The sequence below is a fragment of the Polaromonas sp. genome (genome assembly GCF_010365105.1).
GTDB lineage: Bacteria > Pseudomonadota > Gammaproteobacteria > Burkholderiales > Burkholderiaceae_C > Polaromonas.
Genome location: NZ_JAAFGZ010000007.1, coordinates 97,131 through 118,020, shown reverse-complemented (window position 1 = coordinate 118,020; position 20,890 = coordinate 97,131). Strand labels below are relative to the sequence as shown.

Sequence of the window (20,890 nt, the reverse complement as noted above, 5' to 3'; positions counted from 1 at the left end):
GCAAGCACCTTACTTGGCGCAGTCGCTTTCGGCTATCGCCTGCAGGCGCTTGGTTTCCAAGGAGCGGGCGGCGTCATCCATGAATTCGCGTTCTCCTTTTGCGTTGGTGAGCGCAATGCGTACGCCAGACTTCAGCGTGGCCTGACCTTTTTTTGCCCGTTCGCAATTGTCGGCCCTGGCTTTCGCAAGTTTTTCCGCTTCTGCCTGCTTTTTACCTTCCTCCAAAGCATCAGCCTGCTTTTTACGGGCTTCGAGTTCTGCATCCCTGCCCGAGAGCTTGGGCATGCTGCCTTTGGCGACAGGTGCCGATGCCGCAGGGGCTGTCGTACTGGCAGCCTCACCTTGAGGGGGATTGGGCACCTTGAATCCAGGCTCCTTCAGGATGCTTTTCAGCGGAATGTCGGGCGGCGGCGGCCGGTCGCTGAATACCTTTCGGCCGTCTTTGTCGAGCCATTGCCATTGGGCAAGTGCTGGAATCGTCAATACGCTACCGGCCAGGGCCAGAACCACGGTTCGTGTCAGAAATTTGAAGTCCATGACGAAAGTGTATCCCTGTGTTTCGATGCTGCGCGCATTTTGCCGGCTATGCTGAATCAAGAGGGCTCACAAGCATGGGCCGCGAGGGCGACGAGTGTAAGGACGGGACTCATCGGGGGCAAAGGTACAATCGACTTTTTGGAGCTTTCTCTATGCGCCTACTCGGCAAAGCGCTCACCTTCGACGACGTATTGTTGGTGCCAGCGTTCTCCCAGGTCCTTCCCAAGGACGCCCTGCTTTCCACCCAGTTCTCCCGCAACATCCGCCTGAACCTGCCGCTGGTTTCGGCCGCCATGGACACGGTCACCGAAGCGCGGCTGGCGATTGCCATTGCGCAGGAGGGCGGCATCGGCATCGTTCATAAAAACCTCACCCCGCAGCAGCAGGCGGCCGAAGTGTCCCGCGTCAAGCGCTATGAAAGTGGCGTGCTGCGCGACCCGGTCGTCATCACCCCGACGCACACCGTACGCCAGGTCATGGCGCTGAGCGAACAACTCGGCATTTCCGGTTTTCCAGTGATTGACGGCGGCAAGGTCGTCGGCATCGTGACCGGTCGCGACATGCGCTTCGAGTCGCGCATGGACGTGCCGGTCAGCACCATCATGACGCCGCGCGATCGCCTGATCACCATGCCCGAAACGGCCACGCTGGCCGACGCCAAGGCGCTGCTGAACAAGCACCGCCTGGAGCGCGTGCTCCTGATCAACGACGAGTTCGAGCTCAAGGGCCTTATCACGGTCAAGGACATCACCAAGCAGACCACCTTTCCGAATGCCGCGCGCGACCTGCACGGCAAGCTGCGCGTTGGCGCGGCTGTCGGCGTGGGCGAGGGGACCGAGGAGCGGGTTGAAGCGCTGGTGCGCGCCGGCGTCGATGCCATCGTGGTCGATACCGCACATGGTCACAGCAAAGGCGTGATTGACCGGGTTCGCTGGGTCAAGCAGAACTATCCGCACATTGACGTGATCGGCGGCAATATCGCCACGGGCGCCGCAGCACTGGCGCTGGTTGAGGCCGGCGCTGATGCGGTCAAGGTCGGCATCGGCCCGGGCAGCATCTGCACCACCCGCATCGTCGCTGGCGTCGGCGTGCCGCAGATCATGGCCATTGACAGCGTCGCGACTGCCTTGCGCGGCACCGGCGTTCCCCTGATTGCCGACGGTGGCATCCGCTACAGCGGCGACATTGCCAAGGCGATTGCGGCCGGCGCCGGCACGGTCATGATGGGCGGCATGTTTGCCGGCACCGAAGAGGCGCCAGGCGAAGTCATCCTGTTCCAGGGCCGCAGCTACAAGAGCTACCGTGGTATGGGCAGCATTGGCGCCATGCAGCAGGGCAGCGCCGACCGCTATTTCCAGGAGTCCAGCACCGGCAACCCGAATGCCGACAAGCTGGTTCCCGAAGGTATTGAAGGCCGCGTGCCCTACAAAGGCTCCATGGTTGCCATCATTTACCAGATGGCCGGCGGATTGCGCGCCAGCATGGGCTACTGCGGCTGTGCCACGATTGAAGAAATGCACAACCAGTCCGAGTTTGTCGAGATCACCTCCGCAGGCATCCGCGAAAGCCATGTGCATGACGTGCAGATCACCAAGGAAGCGCCGAACTACCGCGCTGACTGAAGCTTGTCCCACGCATCCTGGGCGTCTGTTGGCAGACGCCCTTTTTCTTTTTTTGACTGAACCATCGCCCAAGGCGTCTTTCATGCAGCACCAAAAAATCCTCATTCTCGATTTCGGCTCACAGGTCACACAACTGATCGCACGCCGGGTACGCGAAGCCCATGTTTTCTGCGAAGTCCATCCCTGCGACGTGAGCGATGCCTGGGTTCGCGAATATGCAAGCGACGGCAACCTCAAGGGCATCATCTTGTCGGGCAGCCACGCCAGCATTTATGAAGACGCCACCGACAAGGCGCCGCAGTCGGTGTTTGAACTGGGTATTCCGGTGCTGGGCATCTGCTACGGCATGCAGGCCATGGCGTACCAGCTGGGCGGCAAGGTCGAAGGCGGCCACAAGCGCGAATTCGGACATGCCGATGTCCGGGCGCGCGGCCACACGGCTTTGCTCAAGGACATTGCGGACTTCACCACGCCAGAAGGGCAGGGCATGCTCACGGTCTGGATGAGCCATGGTGACAAGGTGACTGAAATGCCGCCAGGCTTCAAGCTCATGGCCAGCACCGACAGTTGCCCAATTGCCGGTATCGCGGACGAGGAACGGCATTTTTACGGTCTGCAGTTTCATCCTGAAGTTACCCACACCAAGCAGGGCGCAGCCATCCTCAACCGCTTTGTGCTTGATATTTGTGCTACCCGTCCTGACTGGGTCATGGGCGACTACATTGCCGAGGCGGTCGAGAAAATCCGTCAGCAGGTCGGCGACGAGGAAGTCATCCTGGGCTTGTCGGGTGGTGTCGACTCCTCCGTGGCTGCCGCACTGATTCACCGCGCCATTGGCGACCAACTCACCTGCGTCTTTGTCGATCACGGCCTGTTGCGCCTGAACGAGGGTGACATGGTGATGGACATGTTTGTTGGCAAGCTGCACGCCAAGGTGATTCGTGTTGATGCCGCCGAGCAGTTCCTGGGCCACCTTGCCGGTGTCAGCGACCCGGAAGCCAAGCGCAAGATCATCGGTCGTGAGTTTGTCGAGGTATTCAAGGCGGAAGCCGCCCGGCTCAAGGCGGGGCTGGACGGTGCCTACAAGGGCGCTAAATGGCTGGCCCAGGGAACCATCTATCCTGACGTGATCGAGTCGGGCGGTGCCAAGAGCAAGAAAGCCGTCACCATCAAGAGCCATCACAACGTCGGTGGTCTGCCCGAACAGCTGGGTTTGAAGCTGCTCGAACCGCTGCGTGAACTGTTCAAGGACGAGGTGCGCGAGTTGGGTGTGGCGCTGGGACTGCCGCACGACATGGTGTACCGCCATCCCTTTCCGGGGCCGGGGCTGGGCGTGCGAATCCTGGGAGAAGTCAAAAAAGAATATGCCGATCTGCTGCGCCGGGCCGATGCCATCTTTATCGAAGAGTTGCGAAACTTCAAGGATGCGCAAACCGGCAAGAACTGGTATGACCTGACCAGCCAGGCCTTCACGGTATTCTTGCCAGTGAAAAGCGTCGGCGTGATGGGCGATGGCCGCACGTATGAGTATGTGGTGGCGCTGCGCGCTGTGCAAACCAACGACTTCATGACTGCCGACTGGGCGGAGTTGCCTTATGCGCTGCTCAAAAAGGTGTCCGGCCGCATCATCAACGAAGTGCGCGGCATCAACCGCGTCACCTACGACGTCAGCAGCAAGCCGCCTGCAACCATCGAGTGGGAATAAGCCGTTGATTGGCGATTTCGCTGGCTTGAACGTATTACGAAGCATTGCTGTGCCATGTCAAAAGCCCGATATTCCAGCAGGTCCGGTCACGACTTGGATGTGATTCCGGATTAAGCTTGCGGCCATGTACCTGCCTCCCCATTTTGAAGGCGACCGCGCCCAGGCTGCGGACCTGATTCGTCAACACCCCTTTGCCAGCCTAATCAGCATTGACGCGTCGGATCTGCCTTTCATTACCCATTTGCCGCTGCATCTGGAAATGACGGACGATCCTGCTGGGCCACAGACGTTCACCCTGCTGGGACATGTCGCCAGAGGAAATCCCCATTGGCGCTATTTGCGGGACCGGCCGCAGGCGGTCGTGACTTTTCTCGGGCCGCATGCCTATCTGTCGCCCAAGGTTTACCCTGACCTTGCCCGGGTTCCGACCTGGAATTACCTGGCAGTGCACTGCACCGTGCAGGCGACACTGGTGGAAGACGCTGCGGCCAAGGATAATCTCCTGAAAAAACTCATAGGCGATCACGAGCCTGCCTATGCTGAACAGTGGCGCGGAATGGATGATGCGTATACCCGGAAAATGCTGGCTGGCATCGTGGCGTTCGAGTTGCAGGTGACCGACCTGCAATGCAAGTTAAAACTCAACCAGCACCGGCCCGAAGCCCTTTTAGCTACGCAGGCCGTTTATGAAAGTGGCAATGATGCCGAACAGGACCTTGGACGCTGGATAAAACATATCTCCAGGGATTCACCAAACAGTCTGAAGGGTTGAAATGCGTCTGGTTTTCGGGATGATAAGTTTGTTGATCGTGCTGGCTGTCGTTGGGCTACTGGCAAAAAAGCAGATTGGGGCTGTGACGGGAGCGCAAAACCCCGTGCTTGCCCCTCCGACTAATGTTGAGCCGACAGGATTGTCCGGTGCCAAAAATCCTCAGCTGCAGAGTCAGCAGATTCAGGAACACGTCAGGCAGTCGCTCGAAGCCGCGATGCAACGGCCGAGAGCTGTCGATGGAGAGTGAAAAATGGCACTTACGCACGACCCTATTCGGTTTATAGCTATACTTTAAGTAGCAAATGACTGATGCTGATTTTATGGCACTGGCCCTTGATGAGGCCAGAATGGCGGCTAAGTCAGGGGAGGTTCCCGTCGGGGCTGTGCTTGTGAGGCAAGGCCAAGTAATTGCCACTGGTCGCAATGCCCTGGTGAGTGGCCATGATCCAACAGCCCATGCCGAGATCGTCGCCTTGCGGGCTGCAGCAAAAATTCTCGGAAACTATCGGCTGAACGAGTGCGAATTGTTTGTCACGCTGGAGCCGTGCGCGATGTGCAGTGGCGCCATCCTGAACGCGCGGCTCAAACGTGTGGTATTTGGCGCCCCTGAACCCAAGACCGGGGCGGCCGGTTCCGTTGTTAACCTGTTTGCAACAACTGCGCTCAACCACCGAACCGAGTGGCAGGGCGGAATGCTGGCCGAAGCGAGCTGCGCACTGATGCAGGATTTTTTTCGCCAGCGCCGGGTTGAGCAGCGTGCATCGGCACGGCGGCGTCATCCCTTGCGCGATGACGCACTGCGAACGCCCGATGCTGCCTTCGATGGTTTGCCTGACTATCCCTGGAATCCAAACTATCGCAGCGACTTGCCCGCCCTTGACCGTTTGCGAATGCATTATCTTGACGAGAAAATGGTTTCGTCTGGAGATGCGGCCAAGCAGGAGTCGATTACCTACTTGTGCCTGCATGACTTTAGTGGCTGGAGTTACGGGTTTCGACAATTGATTTCCTCTTTGCTTGAATCCGGAGACCGGGTCGTAGTACCGGATTTGATCGGATTCGGGAAAAGCGACAAGCCCAAGAAGGCCGCTTTTCATACGTTGGCAAGGCATCGCCAGATTATGGTTGAACTGGTTGAGGCTCTTGACCTGCGCAACATAGTGCTGGTGCTTCCAGAACGGCAAAGCCTGCTGGGTTTGACGCTGCCGATGGCCGCACCTCTGCGTTATAGAGGTCTGCAGCGCATTAGTGTAGAGGGCAGTTTTACCGAAGATGAGCAAACCTTAAACGGGGGGCTTCTAGTGTGGAATCAAGCAAGACGCCGCATAGATAACGATCATTGTTTGATTCATTCAAGCAAATTAAAAAAGATTCAGCCCAGCCATTCAATCGATCCAGGATGCGATGCACCATTCCCCGGGCAGAGCTATCGGACGGGATCGCTTGTACTGTCGGTTATGGCGCAGGGATTTGACAATGCAGAAAATCGGGATATTTTTCGCGAAACTGAAAGTTTCTGGACTTTTCACAGCAAGCGCTAAATGCGTGTTGTGGGCCTCTACTGCATCAATTAAAATTTAATGTAATCTACACATCTATTAAGAAATTAGAAATCCTTATCTGTCGAAATAATATGTTTGTACAAACGTAACCCAACCAAATCACAACCTCAGGAATGGGATACTCGGTATTGTGAAAAAACATATCTATATTTACTCTCCCTCCAGTGCTGTGCGCGACAAGTCGGCTTTTAAAAGAGGTGTTAAGCGCCTGACAGCACTGGGTTATGAAGTGGAGATCGATGAGGCTGCCTTGGCAAGCCATCAGCGCTTCGCAGGGAACGATGAAACACGACTTGCGGCCATACACAGGGCTTCAGCCAGCGGCGCCGATGTGGCGCTGATTTCACGTGGCGGCTATGGCCTTACACGTATTCTTCCCGCCATTGATTACCAGGCCGTTGCAAAAGCTGTAGGCTGTGGTACCCAATTTGTCGGGTTTAGCGACTTCACCGCATTCCAGATGGCGCTATTGGCAAAGACAGGCGCAGTCAGTTGGGCGGGGCCTGCGCTGGGTGAAGATTTTGGCGCTGCAGCAGGCGCTGATGACATCATGGAAGCCTGTTTTGGAGATCTGGTGACAGGGCAAGGGGAGGGTAGTGGTTGGCGATTACCAAAAACAGCTATTAAAAAAATAGCTGGAGAAGACGTTCCGTCAAGCGCAGACGTTGTAAATGATCCATACAGCATTGATCATGCTGTGCTGTGGGGCGGTAATTTGGCGATGCTGGCTTCGCTGGTCGGAACACCTTATCTTCCCGTCATAAAAAATGGCATCTTATTCATTGAAGATGTGGGCGAGCATCCCTACCGGGTAGAACGTATGCTCGCCCAACTGCTACAGGCTGGCATACTTGCACAGCAAAAAGCAATCATATTTGGCCAGTTCAGTCAGTACAAACTCGTGGCACACGACAAAGGCTACAAGATGGCCAGTGTGATCGCGTGGTTAAAAAGGCAGGTGACTGCGCAAGTCCTTACCGGACTTCCTTTCGGGCATGTCGCCACCAAGGTTGTTCTGCCAGTGGGTCTGCCTGTTACCCTTGCAGTCGATGGTCGAGACGCATTTTTGCTTTGGGGACATCAGCATTGAGCAGCGAATCAGCCATGCTGTAATTTAATCCCGTACAACAGGTAGCATCCACACCCATGGCTGAGTTCACCGTCGTTTTTGCGGATCTTACTGGAAGCACCGGTGTTTTCGAAAAACTTGGCAATGTCAAGGCTACTCAGGCAATTACCCGCCTGACACAATGGATAGCCAGCATTTGTGAAAAGCACAGTGGACAAGTTGTGAAATCCTTGGGCGACGGTGTCCTCATCCTGTTTAAGGAAAGTCAGGATGCAGTTGCTGCTGGCAGCGAACTTCAGAAGATTCACTATGAAAGGATTAGCCATTGGCCGCGTCTTTTAAAAATGAGGCTTCAGATAGGGATGGCACGTGGTGATGTTGTCGAGCAAGACGGCGATTGCTATGGTGACGCCGTCAATGTGGCATCCCGTCTCAGCGACCTATCGGGTTCAGAACAAATACTTGTCAGTGATAGTGTGATTCAACATCTGCCGGATGCTTTCGCGTTGCGCTCACGCTGCCTTGGCCCTATGGCTATCAGAGGCAGGGCAGAATTTTGTATTGTCCATCGTGTCGAATGGCAGGACGAATTGTTGTCTGAAATTTTCACCATGCCTGCCAGTTTGATGCCTTCGTCTTTTGACAATCAATATACCAATCCAACCTATATTGAATTTTCATGGCTCGATCTGAACGCGAGATTTACCACCGCTGAGTTTCCTGTTTATCTTGGCCGAGATAGTGATGCTCAATTTGTGGTTCAGGATCCCAGGGTGTCACGCAGACATGCCATGATCGAATGGCGGGCGGGAAAATTTTATTTGAAAGATATCAGTAGTTATGGCACATGGGTAAGGTTTTCCAACGAGGAGTCTGTTATTCCTTTACGCAGGCAGGATTGCGTACTACTCCTTAATGGAGAAATGGCCCTTGGCGCTTCTTTTCAAGATTTCACCGTGCCCACCGTTTCCTTCAAGCTTCACAAAGAAACTGATGTCTAGACTTCAAGCTGGAACTGTGTCTAAATTCATCCGATCCCGATATCGATGAAGAGTTATGGCCGATTGAAAAGCTTGCGGCACCTGCCTATCAAGCACTTTGCGTACATCAAGCATATGGGCTACTTCAGGGGCGAAAGAGGCAAAATCCCAAAATGAATCGTGCGCGCTACTGGCTTGAGGTAATTCATGATGAGATTCGGGTTTGAGTGTATGGATCAGATCTGGAAATTTGATTGCATCCTGAAGTAACCATCCCCCGGCAAAGCCTTGGGATGGTTACTATAATAGCCACAATTAATGAATGGTAAGAGGGGTTTTCCGCTGGCGCGCATATTCATCCTTCTTCATGGCTAGGTAGCTTGAACGGTCTACTTCGCGTAGCTGCAGGGAATATTCTTCAGTTGCATCAAACCAGTACTGCAATCTTGCATCTGGTAGTTGCGCTGCGGACTGTTTAAGTGATGCAAGATAAGCTTCTATTGCCAAGTAATAACGCATGGTGTTGCGTTCCACAGCACCTCGCATTCCTCCAACATAATCAGTACTGCCACCTGATGCCAGCTTGGTAAAACCAATTTTACCGCGGCCCAAAGTGGACAGATAAGTGTTCATGGCCAGCTTGCCAGCTAGCCCGTACTTATAAGAGTAACGAAGATTAATAAACGTTTTTCCTTCGGACAAAGGAATAGCACGCAACTCAAGCTGATAATCTGTCGTATTCAAAGGACCTTTGTTTGCGTGCAATTCCACTGACATATATTTGGACGTTTCGACACTAACCTGGTGAGAGAATTCAAGAGGAAAGGTGTCAGCGAGCGGCTGAGGCGTTTTTTTTCCTATGTTGACAACAATCCGGGCTGGATTGACGGATTCCGAAGTCGCATTGCAATATTTTGTATTCAGATGAAGTATTAATACTTCACACCACAGATCAGGCTTTTTAAAAGTTGAACTCACCAAGTCAAATGGAGAGTTTAATACAGCATAAACTGAGCTACTTACATTATCGGAATTTTCTACTGATTCGAAAACCAGAGGACGATGGTAAATATTTTGCGCTAATTGAGGTTTAAGTTTTGCATGCTTTTCAATCAGTGCTGCGTAACTTGAATCACTGTTTAGGGGTAGCGTGACCTGGGCGAAAGAGTTTTCAATGCTCGAGAAGGCAAAAATTGCAAAAATGCACAGTGACACTAATATATTACTTCGAATATATAAATTAGATATTTTCCTCATCCTTTGATTTTGCCATTGGTTGGGCATGAATCTCCTAACAATCCATTTTGTCCTACAAGCACCGTCTTTCATGCTGATAAATCAGATATATCAAAGCGCTTTTAGCCAATGCAATTGGCTGTTAAAGATCATCGAAAAGGCGCGCTACTCGGCTTGAAAGTGCTGCGCCTGCGCGGCTGTAGCCCACCACTGTTGCGACACTCTGATGTCCTGTCATCGCCATGGTTTCCGCCAATGGCATGTTTCGACGGCCTGCTTCAGTGATGAATCCAGAGCGCAGTGAGTGAGCTGAAAAATCTCCATCAATACCTGCAAGGTCAGAACGGTGTTTCACAATGTCCCTTACAGCTGCGCCTGCCAGTGCCGGGCCAAGTTGGCCTCCCTTTCGGACTTGCCTGAAGATCGGACCTTCAACAATGCCAGAGACCTGTAGCCAATCTGTCATCGCAGTTGCTGCAGTTCCTAACAGTGGTTTGTCATTTTCTGGCTTGTCTCGTACTGCCTGATTTGTTTTCGAATGAACCAGGGTGTAGGTAAATCCGTGAGGGACAGCTTTCAAAAATTTCATGTCTGCATTGGCGACTTCTGATCGCCGCCGCCCTCCGCTTGCCCAAGCGAAGAGCAGCAGCGCACGGTCCCGGCTGCCGCGAATACTGTCATCACAGCTCGCCAGCATCAACTGGAGCGGATCTTTTGTTAGTGCATCTTTTTTGTTCGGCAAAACGCCACGTTTCGCATACGCCTTGCGTGTGCGTGAAAGAAGTTCCCTGACCTTGTTGTCATGACAGGGATTCGTCAGCGATCTAATCTGATGCACCTTCGAAAGCACCGCAATTCGGTGCACCAAGGTATTGTGAGCAAGAGGCCCTGGCTTTCGCTTGTAGCCACCACTGACTAGGGCCATGTCAATGGCATGGGGTAGTTCTGACACCAGGCCCTTTTCCGAGATGCGTTGTGCATGATCAACGATGAACTGCAACACCGATGAAGCACATACGGGTAACTGTATTGGTAAGCCGTAACGCATTCCATGCCAGGCTTCCCAGTACTTTAGCGCGCTACGGTAACTAGCAAGCGTATTGGCAGATTGACCTTCTCTCAGTAAATCTTCGACCGCGCTTTGGGCCCCGACATCAAGGGCAAACGGATTCAATACTGAAGCGTGGATATCAAGGAAAATTTTCATAATCATGAATGAGTGTATTATTAAATACATAAGATGTATGATGTATAACAATTTATATTTGTTAGACCTCGATAACATTCTTTTATCGAGGGTAAATATAGCATCGGAGTGATCAATGGCGTCAAGAATTAATAGCAACCGGGGAATTCAACAAGAAGACGTGTGGTCGGCTGCAGACAGCCTTATCGCCGATGGACTCAGGCCTACCATTGAGCGAGTCAGGCAAAAAATTGGTCGTGGTTCCCCGAACACTGTCAGCCCGATGCTTGAGACGTGGTTTGCGACTTTGGCATCTCGACTTGGCGTCAACAAACAAGATGTTGAGACCAACAATGTTCCAAAAGCACTTCAGCAGGCACTCAACGAGGCATGGGAATTTGCTTTGTCAAAGGGCAGGGAAACCGCTTCATTGGAGATTGTGCAAGCTCAAGACGAACTGACCCAGGCTACACAAGCTATGAATGAACGTGAAGCAGGATTTGTTCGGATGGAGCAGGTAAGCGTGGTGAAACACCAGGCGCTTGAGCAAGCTGTCATTTCATCCAAAAGCATCACTGATGATGCACTTGCACGCTTGAGTGAAGCGCAACGCTTGGTGAACAGGTTTGAAACGGAGATGCGTAGCCTTGGAGACAGACTGGTTATTGTAGAAACAACGCGGGACTCTGAGCGACTTCGCAATCAGGAAATAACTACAGGTCATCTCGTGGAACGACAGAAGATCGAAGAGCGAGCCCAGACTTCACAACATCGATTGCTTGAGGAAATTGACCGGGCCAGGCAGGAAACAAAGAATGTATGCAGGGAGGCAGAAACGGTTCGGAAGCAATTTGCCGCAGAAAAAATATTCCTGGAAGAAAGAATTCGGATTCACGTGAAAGAGCAGTTAAAAGTCCAGGCGCTCTACACAGATCAATCAGCAGAAATTCATGCGCTTCGGGAGGCATTCGCCATTTCCAATTCCCGCGCACATGAAACTCAAGAGTTGTTGAAAGCTCAGTTGAACGATAGCAAAAGTGCCGCTGCACGTTTGACAGAAGCCTTTCTGAACCGGGAAAATGAACCGAACCCAGCATCAAAATTTTTGGTTTCCAAGTTCAAACGAACACGCAGCATTCGTAAAAGATGAAGACCTTGGAAAGGGAAGAAAAAACACAGGAAACTATTTTTATTCTTTTAAACCCAAGATTTAGTTAACATAATATACATCGTGGAATGTTAATTTGTAGGCGCTAAATAGTAATTTTTCACCAACGGCCAACTGGCCGTTTGCTTCTAATCGCTGCAGCGATTGCTTCCACCGAGTCAGGTCTTTTTCCTCGCTGGGCAAAGTCCAGTGCCGTCAGTCCTTGCTGATTTTTTAGTTTTGTGTCAGCGCCTTGCTGCAGTAGCAGTTTGACCGATGCTTCAGAGCCATACATGGCGGCCATCATCAGGGGCGTGGAGCCATTTGGTGACTCTGCATCAATGTAGGCACTGTTTTCAAGCAGCAGGTCAATGAGAGCAGTATTTCCGCCGCTGGCTGCGTAATGCAACGGCGTCCAGCCGGTTTTATTCACATCGGCTCCCTTTTTGATGAGCCTGTCTGCCAACTCCAATTGGCCCTTCAGTGCTGCCAACATCAGAATGCTTTCACCTTGCGCGTTGAGCTTGTTGACGTCGGTTTTTGGCCAATCCATCAATACCTGGGCCGCTTTGGGTGACGGCTCGCGCAAGGCAAGATACAAGCCAGTCTGGCCTTTGGAATCGGTCGTATTTGCATCGAATCCTCTGGCAAGGAGTTCGCTGACCCTTCCCGCGTTGTCCTGCCTGATGGCATTGAAAAAATCCTCAAAGGACCCCGCGCATGCTACACCTGTGGCCGCGAGCAAAAATACAAGACAAAGTTTTTTCGCATATGAAGCAGAGGGTCCAGTCATGCATTTACACCGGTGAAAAGCTGTTCAAAATTGCGGCTGGTCGCGTTGGCAATCGTCTCAAGCGATTCCAGCCTGATTTCGGCAAGCTGTTTTGCCACAAAAGGTACATAAGACGGATTGTTGGTTTTCCCCCGGTAAGGCATGGGGGCTAGATAAGGACTGTCGGTCTCGATTAAAAGCCGGTCAAGGGGTACAAAACCAGCTACCTCACGAATGTCCCCTGCATTTTTAAATGTGATCACCCCTGAAAAAGAGATGTAAAAACCAAGGTCCAGTGCCGCTCGTGCTACCGCCATGGTTTCAGTGAAGCAGTGGAAAACACCGCGTATCTGTCCCCCTTTTTTAGCGGCATTTCTACTTTCTTCTTTCAAGATGGCAATCGTATCGTCGGAAGCACTTCGGGTATGGACAACAAGAGGTTTTCCGGTGAGAAAAGCGGCCTGGATATGTACCCGAAAACGCTCGCGTTGCCATTCCATGTCGGCAATCGAGCGCTCGCCCAGACGGTAATAGTCAAGACCTGTTTCGCCAATACCCACTACTTTTTCAAGTTTGGCTCGCTCGAGAAGATCATCTATTTTGGGTTCCTGGACGTTTTCATTATCAGGATGCACGCCAACTGTGCACCAGAAGTTGTCATAAGTAGTGGCTAGCTGGTGAACTGCATCAAACTCTTCCAGCGTAGTGCAAATGCACAATGCCCTGTTGACATGCGACTCCTTCATGGCTTGTCTTATTTCAGGAAGGTTTTCTTTAAGTTCCTGAAAATTCAGATGGCAATGGGAATCTGTGAACATTTTATGTTGGACTATGTAGATGAAATTCAAATCGTGTTAGTCGGCCGATTCGACATCAAATGCGAACCTAATACCTCTTCGATCCGGGCTTTGAGAAGTCGTGATTTCTCTTCCGAGGGGAACCGAATACCTATTCCCTGCATCTGGTTGCCTGCAGCATGGGCCGGGGTAATCCATGCCACTTTGCCGGTGACTGGATGGCGTTGCGTTTCCCCCGGAAGGGTCAGCAACAGGTAAATATCATCGCCGAGCTTGTAGTCGCGAGGTGTAGAAATGAAGATTCCCCCCTCTTTGAACAAAGGAATGTACGCCGCATGAAGTTCAGCCTTTTCCTTGATGACCAACTGGACAATGCTGGGCCTGGTTGCTGTAGCACCAGAACTGGAAACGGGTTTTGTAGTCATGAGAATTTTTTATGGAGGTTGAAATGTCGCCGATCAACACAGCCGTTCTAAACGGTTTCGTCCTCACTCATGCGGCTGCTAACGCTGTTTTTGCACGGCTGACCAGAGATTCGATCAGTAGACCAGGGTTGTAGGGATGATCCACGGTGCGCGCAATGGCGTTCAAATCACTGGACCAGCTTGCGAGCGCTTCCAACCCCGTGGCAGCCATTTCTTTAGTGGCAAAGCCCGTTTTGCCATCGTGTTTTTCAGGCATGAACGACAGGTCTTTGGAACTGAAAAACCGGGGGGCCGCCCCCACCCGAACAGCCCACAGGTCATGGCAAAGCTTTTGCAAGGCGTCGACTGCCATGGCCGGTGACCAGTCCACCAGCGCACTGACGTCGCCGCGAACCATGGCTATGGGGAAATTCTGCCATCGCTGCGCTGTCTCTGTGGCCGGGCTGTCATGCATCCAGTTGAGAACGTCAGCTGGCCGTCCGCCCGCTCTGTGCAAAAGTATTTTCAAATCAGCAGCATCAGGCAAGCGAACCGATTTTTGTGGCTTGCTGTCTGTGCTGCCCAGTCGAGCCGGATCACTACCCAGCCAGCGTAAAGCCTCCTCAAAATCAGGCCAAAGCATGGTGTGGCCGAGGCAGCGGCTTCGGATCGTTGGCAACAGTTGATGCACCGCTTCGGTTGCAAGAATGAACTTGACCGCCCCTGGCGGCTCTTCCAGCGTTTTCAACAACGTGTTTGCCGTGACGTGGTTCATGCGTTCGGCGGGAAACACCACGATGACCTTCGTCGTTCCACGGGATCGGGTGAATTGGGTAAACGACACGGCTTCGCGCGCTGCATCCACCTTGATTTCCTTGCTGGGCTTGCGTTTTTTTCCGTCCAGATCGTCCTGTGTTTTTTCGTCGAGCGGCCAGCCCAGCGACAGCGACAGGGTTTCAGGCAACAGCATGCACAGGTCTGCATGGGTATGAACCTCTACCGCATGACAACTGACGCAGTGGCCGCACGCGCCCTGCGCCGTGGGCTGCTCGCACAACCAGGCGGTGGCCAGCGCCAATGCCAGCTCGAATTGTCCCAGCCCTGACGGCCCGCCCAGCAGCCATGCATGGCCGCGCTGCGCCAGCAGGCTTTCCAACTGGGTTTGCAGCCAAGGGGCCAGGCTCCGGCTTGGCGGGGCGAATGCATTCGGGGTGATCATGGGTGGGTCATGGCTTGCAGCCATCCCTTTTCAACCACCGCCTGCAGGACACACTGCCAGACGGCATCACGCAACTGGGAAGCATCAATCCGCGCGAAGCGTTCAACATGAATGCGCTGGCGTTCCGCGTAACCTTGCGCAACACGGCGAAAAAATTCCACGGGTTGAGATTCGAATCTGTCGGGAATGCGCGAACCCGCCAGGCGCAAGGCGGCCTCCTCAGGCGGCAGGTCGAACCAGACCGTCAGGTCGGGCTCGATCACCGTTTCAACCTCGGGTTTCATCGGTTGATTGCCCGCTGGGTCGCCCAGCAGGCCTTCGTCGGCCTGTACCCAGCGTTCTAGCGTTGCCAGCACCGCCAGATTGAATCCGCGCCCGGCTCCCTGGTAGGCAAAGGTCGCGTCGGTGAAGCGGTCGCACAGCACCACCTCGCCACGCAGCAGCGCGGGGGCGATCACGCGAACCACATGATCGCGGCGGGCGGCAAAGATCAGCAGCGACTCGGTCAGCGGGTCCATGGCCTCTTCGAGCACCAGGCTGCGCAGCTTTTCAGCGAGCAAGGTGCCGCCCGGTTCGCGCGTGAGCGTGACCAGCCGGCCTTCGGACCGGAAGGCGTTGGCCAGAGCGTCGATGTGCGTTGATTTTCCGGCACCGTCGATGCCTTCAAAACTGATGAACAGGCCCTGGGAATGCGAAGGTCGCCGCGCCAGGCTTTTTACATCAGGGCCAGCCCCAACGGGGAGCAGCACAGAACTTGTAGCGTCAGGCAATGCAGAAGCCTCTTCCATACCAGCAGGGGCCGCGGAACTGGCTTCGCCGGGCCGCAGCGCCTCCTCGAGGGGCAGCGCAGTACGCGAAGCGACAAGCGTGGGGGTCATATCTATCGGCCTCGAATGTATTTGTTGACGGCGCGGTTGTGCCCGTCAAGGTTTTCGCTGAACTCGCTGGTGCCGTCACCGCGCGAGACAAAATAAAGCGCCTTGGTCGGTGCCGGCTGTACCGCCGCCAGCAAGGCGGCCTTGCCCGGCATGGCAATTGGCGTTGGCGGCAGACCCGTTCGGGTGTAGGTGTTGTAAGGCGTGTCCTGCTGGAGGTCGCGTTTGCGCAGGTTGCCGTCAAACCGGGCGCCCATCCCATAGATCACGCTCGGGTCTGTCTGCAGCGGCATACCGATGCGAAGGCGGTTGGTAAAGACACCGCCGATCTGTCCACGGTCCAAGGGCTTGCCGGTTTCCTTTTCGACGATGCTGGCCAGGATGAGCGCCTCGTCGGGAGACTTGAGTGGCGTCTCAGGGCTGCGCAAACTCCAGGCGGCTTCGAGTCGCCTGTCCATGGCCCGGGCAGCGCGCTTGAGTACGGCCAGATCGCTTGAGCCCTTGGCATAGGTATAGGTGTCGGGAAAAAAACGGCCTTCCGGATGGACGCCTGGCTTTCCCAGCTTTTCCATGATCATTTCAGGGCTTAGCGCAAGCGTGTCGGGGGTTAGCTGCTCTGCTTTTTGAAGTGCCTGCAGAACCTGGCTGAAGGTCCAGCCCTCAACCAGCGTGACGTTTTTCAGGGTTTCCTCACCGCGAACCAGCATGCTCAACAGTCGTCTAGGTGAGGTACCGGGAACGATTTCGTAGCTGCCCGCCTTGATCAGCCGGGCCTGCCCTGAAAAACGAAACCATGCCTGGAGCAGCAGCACCGGCACGTCCGCACCACTGGCCACCACGACATCAGCGACGCCATTGGCCGTGGTGCCGTGCTCTATCTCCAGGTCCACGACCTGGCTTCCCGGTTGCAGCCGAAGCGGCATGGGTTCGTGCAGCCACCAAAAGGCCGCACCGAAAAGCAGCAGCGCTGCAGTCAGCATCAAGATCAATAAACTTGTAAAAACACGACGCACGACCCAGCTACCTTTTCAACATCAACACCACTCAACACCGGGCAATGATAATTCAGGCCATCTTCACCTCTACAGCGAATTCCTCATGACCATGACCCGCTCAGTCCCTCAAATTTCCGGGGTCGTCAAGCTGACGCATCTCGGGATCATCCGCGCCGTCGGCGAAGACGCCGTCAAGTTCCTGCAGGGCCAGTTGACACAAGACATTGCGCTGCTGGAACCGACGCAGGCCCGGCTCGCGGCCTTTTGCAATGCCAAGGGGCGGATGCAGGCCAGTTTTGTCCTATTCAAGCGCAGCCCGGAAGAAGTCCTGCTGGTGTGCAGCCTTGACCTCTTGGGCGCGACGCTCAAGCGGCTGTCGATGTTTGTGATGCGCGCAAAGGCAAAACTCAGCGATGCCACTGACGATTTTCTGCTGTATGGTCTCACGGGAACCGCTATTGATTCTGTAGCATCCAGCGCTGAACGGGCATGGACCAAGGTCGATATTGATGAGGCAAACCTGATTTTTCTCTATCCAGGCGCCGGCCAGGCGCGGGCAATGTGGTGCGCGCCGACCGCATCCCGGGTGCCTGAAGGGGAGCCCATTGACCTGGATGTGTGGAACTGGCTTGAAGTGCAATCGGGAATTGCCATGATCAGCCAGCCGATTTTCGAGTCGTTTGTGCCGCAAATGCTCAACTATGAGTCGGTCGGCGGCGTGAATTTCAAGAAAGGCTGTTACCCCGGACAGGAAATTGTTGCCCGAAGCCAGTTTCGCGGCACGCTCAAGCGCCGAGCGTATCTGGTTCATAGCGACGCCGATGCGGCGCCTGCGCCAGGGCAGGAAGTATTTTATGCGCAAGACAACGACCAGCCTTGCGGTCTGGTGGCTGCCTGCGCCGCGCATCCAGCGGGTGGCTTCGATGCGATCGTGTCGATTCAGACCGCTGCAGCGGCAGATGCAGCAGCGCATCCCGGGGAAAAGCGCCTGTCCCTGGGCAACGCGGCCGGACCGGCCCTGGCACTGCTGCCGCTGCCCTACCCTTTGCTTGAAGATATCTGAAGCCATGACGCGAAAGGAAATCCAGGCATGTGCCTGATTGCGTTTGCCATCGGCGTTTCGCAACGCTTTCCTTTGGTGATTGCCTCCAATCGTGATGAATTCCTGGACCGTCCGACGCTGCCGCTGGACCGCTGGCAAACGCCCGGCGGGCAGGAAATTATTTCCGGACGCGATCTGCGCGCAGGCGGGACCTGGCTGGGAATGACACCTGCCGGGCGGGTGGCATTCCTCACCAATGTGCGCGAAGCCGAGCCGAAAGTTGCTGCGTTTTCGCGGGGTGAACTTGTGACACGCTGGCTTGAAAGCCACAGCGATGCCGCAGCATTTGCATCCCTGCTTGAAAAGGACAGCCAGCGCTATGGCGGATTCAACCTGGTGCTGGGTGATGTGCAGCGAAATGGCTGGACATGGATGACGAACAGATCGCTTGCGTCTTCTTCAGGGCTGCATTTCGAAACACTGGCTCCTGGTGTTTACGGGCTTTCGAATGCAGCGCTCGATACACCGTGGCCCAAGACACTCGCATTAAAAAACGCTTTGAGGGCGTCGTTGGAACAGGGTGCCATTGCATACGATGATTCATGGCAAGACCCGCTCTGGGCAGCACTCGGTGATCGTGCTCGAGCCCCGACTCACGATGTGCCGAAAACTGCATCTCGCGAGGCTATGGAAGCGGCCCTGTCCAGTGCATTTGTGCAGTTTCCTGACCTTGGCTATGGCACGCGCAGCAGCACGATTCTGGTAGCCAGCAGGATGCTGGAACCAATTCAGGACAAAGTCCTGCGGATTGACATGGAAGAACAGACGCATTTTCATAAATCTGCAGATGAAATTCCTGTAGCTTCTTCTATCTCCTTCGTTGTTTGAGAATTGTTGTATTAGATAGGTTTAATCTGAAGTGTAGATTACATTCAAAATACTAAATTAGTGCATTGCGCATTCGTGTGCACGACCGGAGGCGAAGCAAATCCGAACTGTTGCGCTGTCCAGTTGAAAAATTTCTTGAAAGACCGCGCAGCCAGCTGCCTCAGAGCGGTTTGAACATTTCCTTGTGCGGGATGCCTGCCTTTGTAAAAATCTCTCCGCGCGGCATGAATCCTTGACGCAGATAAAACGCTTCGGCACTGCATTGCGCATTCAACATGACTTCGTGATCACCGCTTTGCCGGGCCGCACCGACCAGCGCCCCCAAAACGGTCTGGCCGATGCCTTCGCTTCGCAGGGCGCGATGCACCGCCAGGCAACCTATCTTTCCTGAAGCGTGGCCTTGCCTGACCAGCCGGCCTGTCGCGATGCCCTGCCCCAAGGCGTTGAAAGCAACGGCATGCAGGGCTGAGCGGTCAGCTTCATCGCATTCGCTTTCAGGTTCAATACGCTGCTCTTCCACCAACAAAGCCGTTCGAATCCTTGCGACAGCCGGCCACAGTTCGGACCAGGCGCCAAGCCTCACCTCCAGAATTGATTCGCCCGCTTCGAAACGCTCGATCAGGCTGCGCAGGGCTGGCGGCACGGGCCGTGAAGTCTGCGATGCCGGATCGGCAAATACATAGACCAGTTCACAGGTAATAAGCAATGCCTCGCCCCTGAAAATCGCGCCGGTAAAAACCATCGATGAATGACCGATCCGTGCGCACTTCAGCGCCACGTCAAGCCGGTCGTCAAAGCGAGCCGAGCCGTGGTATTCCACACTGGCCTTCTTGACATACAGCTCGCCGCCCAGCTGAATCATGGCCTCTTCATATGGAAGCGCCAGGGCGCGCCAGTAGTCGGTGATGGCGGTGTCAAAGTACATCAGGTAGTGCGCGTTGAACACGATCTTTTGCATGTCCACTTCGGCCCAGCGAACGCGCAGGCGGTGATGCAGCCGGAAATCATTGGGCTTCATGGTCGATTTTTCAGGTGAAAGGCATGGCGCAGAGCCCGGGCGGCGTCGGCATGGGCATGGCGCGCCTCGGGAAGGATTCGACCCATCTTGATGAATTCATGGGTCACGCCGCGGTAGATTTCCAGGTCCACCGGCACGCCGGCGGCGCGCAGCCTGTCGGCATACATCAGCCCTTCATCGACCAGTGGGTCGCATTCGGCCAGCCCGAACCAGGCCGGTGCCGCATCGTCCACATGACTGGCGTTGAGCGGGGCGAAGCGCCAGTCTTCACGGTCGGCCGGACTGCGCAAATAATGGTTGAAAAACCAGCTGATGTCCACTTCATCGAGCACAAAACCCTGGGCAAATCTGCGGTGCGAAGCCGTGTCCTGATGGGACGCGCAACCGGGGTAAAACAGCAACTGCAACGCCAGCGGCAAGCCGATGTCCAGGGCCAGCAGGGCGCACATCGCGGCCAGCGTGCCGCCAGCGCTGTCGCCGCCAACGGCCAGATGCCGGGCGTCAAGCCCCAGTTCAGCGGCGTGACCGGCCAGCCATTGCAGCGTGTCCCAGGCGTCATGCGCCGCCACGGGGAACTTGTGCTCGGGTGCCAGCCGGTAATCCACCGACACCACGGCGCAGCCCGCCAGGTGGCTGAGCTGGCGGCACAGCCCGTCATGGGTGTCGATGCTGCCAATGGTGAAGCCGCCGCCGTGAAAGTACAGCAGCACCGGCAGTTTTTCCGACGACGGCGCATACAGCCGTGCAGCCACCACATGGCCGTCACGCACCGGAATGCCGAAGTCGCGAACCCGCGCCAGCACAGGTTTTGGAAGCTCCAGTACGCCCGATCCAGCTTCATAGGCGGCGCGGGCCTGGACCGGCGTCAGCATGTGAAACGGCGGGCGATGGGCGCGTGCCATGCGGCTAAGGACATCGCGCATGGCCGGTGTCAGCAGGCTTTCGGAGGGGCGGAAATGCATTTAGCCGAGCAATGCGAAAGAAAAAGACAAGGTGATCGGCGCCATTGAACGGCCTATCTCCAAAGTGACCTCCATCAGGGTTTGCTTGTAATTCAAGGGGTG

Annotated in this window: 20 protein-coding genes and 1 pseudogene; 9 read left to right on the top strand and 12 right to left on the bottom strand. The window is 54.8% G+C overall.

Going from position 1 to position 20,890, the window contains the following annotated elements:
• Positions 1 to 9: 9 nt before the first annotated feature.
• Positions 10 to 537, bottom strand: coding sequence for a DUF4124 domain-containing protein (locus tag GZ092_RS06390; protein ID WP_293635455.1), 528 nt, complete (start codon positions 535 to 537; stop codon positions 10 to 12).
• A gap of 152 nt (positions 538 to 689) precedes the next feature.
• Between GZ092_RS06390 and guaB the strand changes: the two genes are divergently transcribed.
• The 6 genes from guaB (at position 690) to GZ092_RS06360 (ending at position 8,268) form a co-directional block, all read left to right on the top strand.
• Positions 690 to 2,159, top strand: a complete 1,470-nt coding sequence (gene guaB / locus GZ092_RS06385; protein WP_293635453.1) for an IMP dehydrogenase — start codon at positions 690 to 692, stop codon at positions 2,157 to 2,159.
• A gap of 82 nt (positions 2,160 to 2,241) precedes the next feature.
• Positions 2,242 to 3,864, top strand: a complete 1,623-nt coding sequence (gene guaA / locus GZ092_RS06380) for a glutamine-hydrolyzing GMP synthase (RefSeq protein WP_293635451.1) — start codon at positions 2,242 to 2,244, stop codon at positions 3,862 to 3,864.
• 124 nt (positions 3,865 to 3,988) lie between these two features.
• Positions 3,989 to 4,636, top strand: coding sequence for an FMN-binding negative transcriptional regulator (locus GZ092_RS06375; RefSeq protein WP_293635449.1), 648 nt, complete (start codon positions 3,989 to 3,991; stop codon positions 4,634 to 4,636).
• 302 nt (positions 4,637 to 4,938) lie between these two features.
• A complete protein-coding gene (tadA, locus tag GZ092_RS06370; RefSeq protein WP_293635447.1) occupies positions 4,939 to 6,177 on the top strand; it encodes a tRNA adenosine(34) deaminase TadA in 1,239 nt (412 codons plus the stop codon).
• Between the two features lie 151 nt (positions 6,178 to 6,328).
• Positions 6,329 to 7,288, top strand: a complete 960-nt coding sequence (locus GZ092_RS06365; protein ID WP_293635444.1) for an LD-carboxypeptidase — start codon at positions 6,329 to 6,331, stop codon at positions 7,286 to 7,288.
• A gap of 56 nt (positions 7,289 to 7,344) precedes the next feature.
• Positions 7,345 to 8,268 (top strand): adenylate/guanylate cyclase domain-containing protein, encoded by a 924-nt coding sequence (locus GZ092_RS06360; RefSeq protein ID WP_293635442.1) that lies wholly within the window; start codon positions 7,345 to 7,347, stop codon positions 8,266 to 8,268.
• A 3-nt stretch (positions 8,269 to 8,271) separates the two neighbouring features.
• On the opposite strand, the pseudogene GZ092_RS06355 reads toward GZ092_RS06360, so the two are convergent.
• The 3 genes and pseudogenes from GZ092_RS06355 to GZ092_RS06345 form a co-directional block, all read right to left on the bottom strand.
• A pseudogene (locus tag GZ092_RS06355) lies at positions 8,272 to 8,505 on the bottom strand (catalase); the annotation flags it as partial.
• A 57-nt stretch (positions 8,506 to 8,562) separates the two neighbouring features.
• Positions 8,563 to 9,531 carry a hypothetical protein gene (locus GZ092_RS06350; protein WP_293635440.1) on the bottom strand — a complete coding sequence of 323 codons (969 nt, stop codon included), beginning with the start codon at positions 9,529 to 9,531 and terminating at the stop codon, positions 8,563 to 8,565.
• 94 nt (positions 9,532 to 9,625) lie between these two features.
• Entirely contained in the window at positions 9,626 to 10,690 is a 1,065-nt protein-coding gene (locus GZ092_RS06345; protein ID WP_293635624.1) for a tyrosine-type recombinase/integrase, read from the bottom strand.
• A 115-nt stretch (positions 10,691 to 10,805) separates the two neighbouring features.
• Here GZ092_RS06345 and GZ092_RS06340 point away from each other — a divergent pair, with 115 nt between their 5' ends.
• Positions 10,806 to 11,819 (top strand): DNA-binding protein, encoded by a 1,014-nt coding sequence (locus GZ092_RS06340; protein ID WP_293635438.1) that lies wholly within the window; start codon positions 10,806 to 10,808, stop codon positions 11,817 to 11,819.
• A gap of 118 nt (positions 11,820 to 11,937) precedes the next feature.
• Here the strand turns inward: GZ092_RS06340 and GZ092_RS06335 are convergent, their stop codons facing one another.
• The 6 genes from GZ092_RS06335 to mltG form a co-directional block, all read right to left on the bottom strand.
• A complete protein-coding gene (locus GZ092_RS06335) occupies positions 11,938 to 12,609 on the bottom strand; it encodes an ankyrin repeat domain-containing protein (RefSeq protein ID WP_293635437.1) in 672 nt (223 codons plus the stop codon).
• Entirely contained in the window at positions 12,606 to 13,406 is an 801-nt protein-coding gene (locus GZ092_RS06330) for a TatD family hydrolase (RefSeq protein WP_293635435.1), read from the bottom strand. The genes GZ092_RS06335 and GZ092_RS06330 overlap by 4 nt, the downstream gene beginning before the upstream one ends.
• A 26-nt stretch (positions 13,407 to 13,432) precedes the next feature.
• Positions 13,433 to 13,810 carry a PilZ domain-containing protein gene (locus GZ092_RS06325; RefSeq protein ID WP_293635433.1) on the bottom strand — a complete coding sequence of 126 codons (378 nt, stop codon included), beginning with the start codon at positions 13,808 to 13,810 and terminating at the stop codon, positions 13,433 to 13,435.
• Positions 13,811 to 13,877: 67 nt separating this feature from the next.
• Positions 13,878 to 15,008, bottom strand: a complete 1,131-nt coding sequence (locus GZ092_RS06320) for a DNA polymerase III subunit delta' (protein WP_293635431.1) — start codon at positions 15,006 to 15,008, stop codon at positions 13,878 to 13,880.
• Positions 15,005 to 15,796: a dTMP kinase gene (tmk, locus tag GZ092_RS06315; RefSeq protein WP_293635622.1), complete on the bottom strand. Its 792-nt coding sequence runs from the start codon at positions 15,794 to 15,796 to the stop codon at positions 15,005 to 15,007. Before tmk ends, GZ092_RS06320 begins: the two co-directional genes overlap by 4 nt.
• Before the next feature lie 92 nt (positions 15,797 to 15,888).
• Complete coding sequence (mltG, locus tag GZ092_RS06310) at positions 15,889 to 16,863, bottom strand: endolytic transglycosylase MltG (protein ID WP_293635620.1); 975 nt, start codon at positions 16,861 to 16,863, stop codon at positions 15,889 to 15,891.
• A 118-nt stretch (positions 16,864 to 16,981) separates the two neighbouring features.
• Between mltG and GZ092_RS06305 the strand changes: the two genes are divergently transcribed.
• Positions 16,982 to 17,941, top strand: a complete 960-nt coding sequence (locus GZ092_RS06305; RefSeq protein ID WP_293635429.1) for a folate-binding protein — start codon at positions 16,982 to 16,984, stop codon at positions 17,939 to 17,941.
• A gap of 27 nt (positions 17,942 to 17,968) precedes the next feature.
• Entirely contained in the window at positions 17,969 to 18,808 is an 840-nt protein-coding gene (locus tag GZ092_RS06300) for an NRDE family protein (RefSeq protein WP_293635427.1), read from the top strand.
• A gap of 160 nt (positions 18,809 to 18,968) precedes the next feature.
• On the opposite strand, the gene GZ092_RS06295 is transcribed toward GZ092_RS06300, so the two are convergent.
• Positions 18,969 to 19,826: a YbgC/FadM family acyl-CoA thioesterase gene (locus GZ092_RS06295; protein WP_293635425.1), complete on the bottom strand. Its 858-nt coding sequence runs from the start codon at positions 19,824 to 19,826 to the stop codon at positions 18,969 to 18,971.
• Positions 19,823 to 20,788, bottom strand: coding sequence for an alpha/beta hydrolase (locus tag GZ092_RS06290; RefSeq protein WP_293635423.1), 966 nt, complete (start codon positions 20,786 to 20,788; stop codon positions 19,823 to 19,825). Before GZ092_RS06290 ends, GZ092_RS06295 begins: the two co-directional genes overlap by 4 nt.
• Between the last annotated feature and the right edge of the window lie 102 nt (positions 20,789 to 20,890).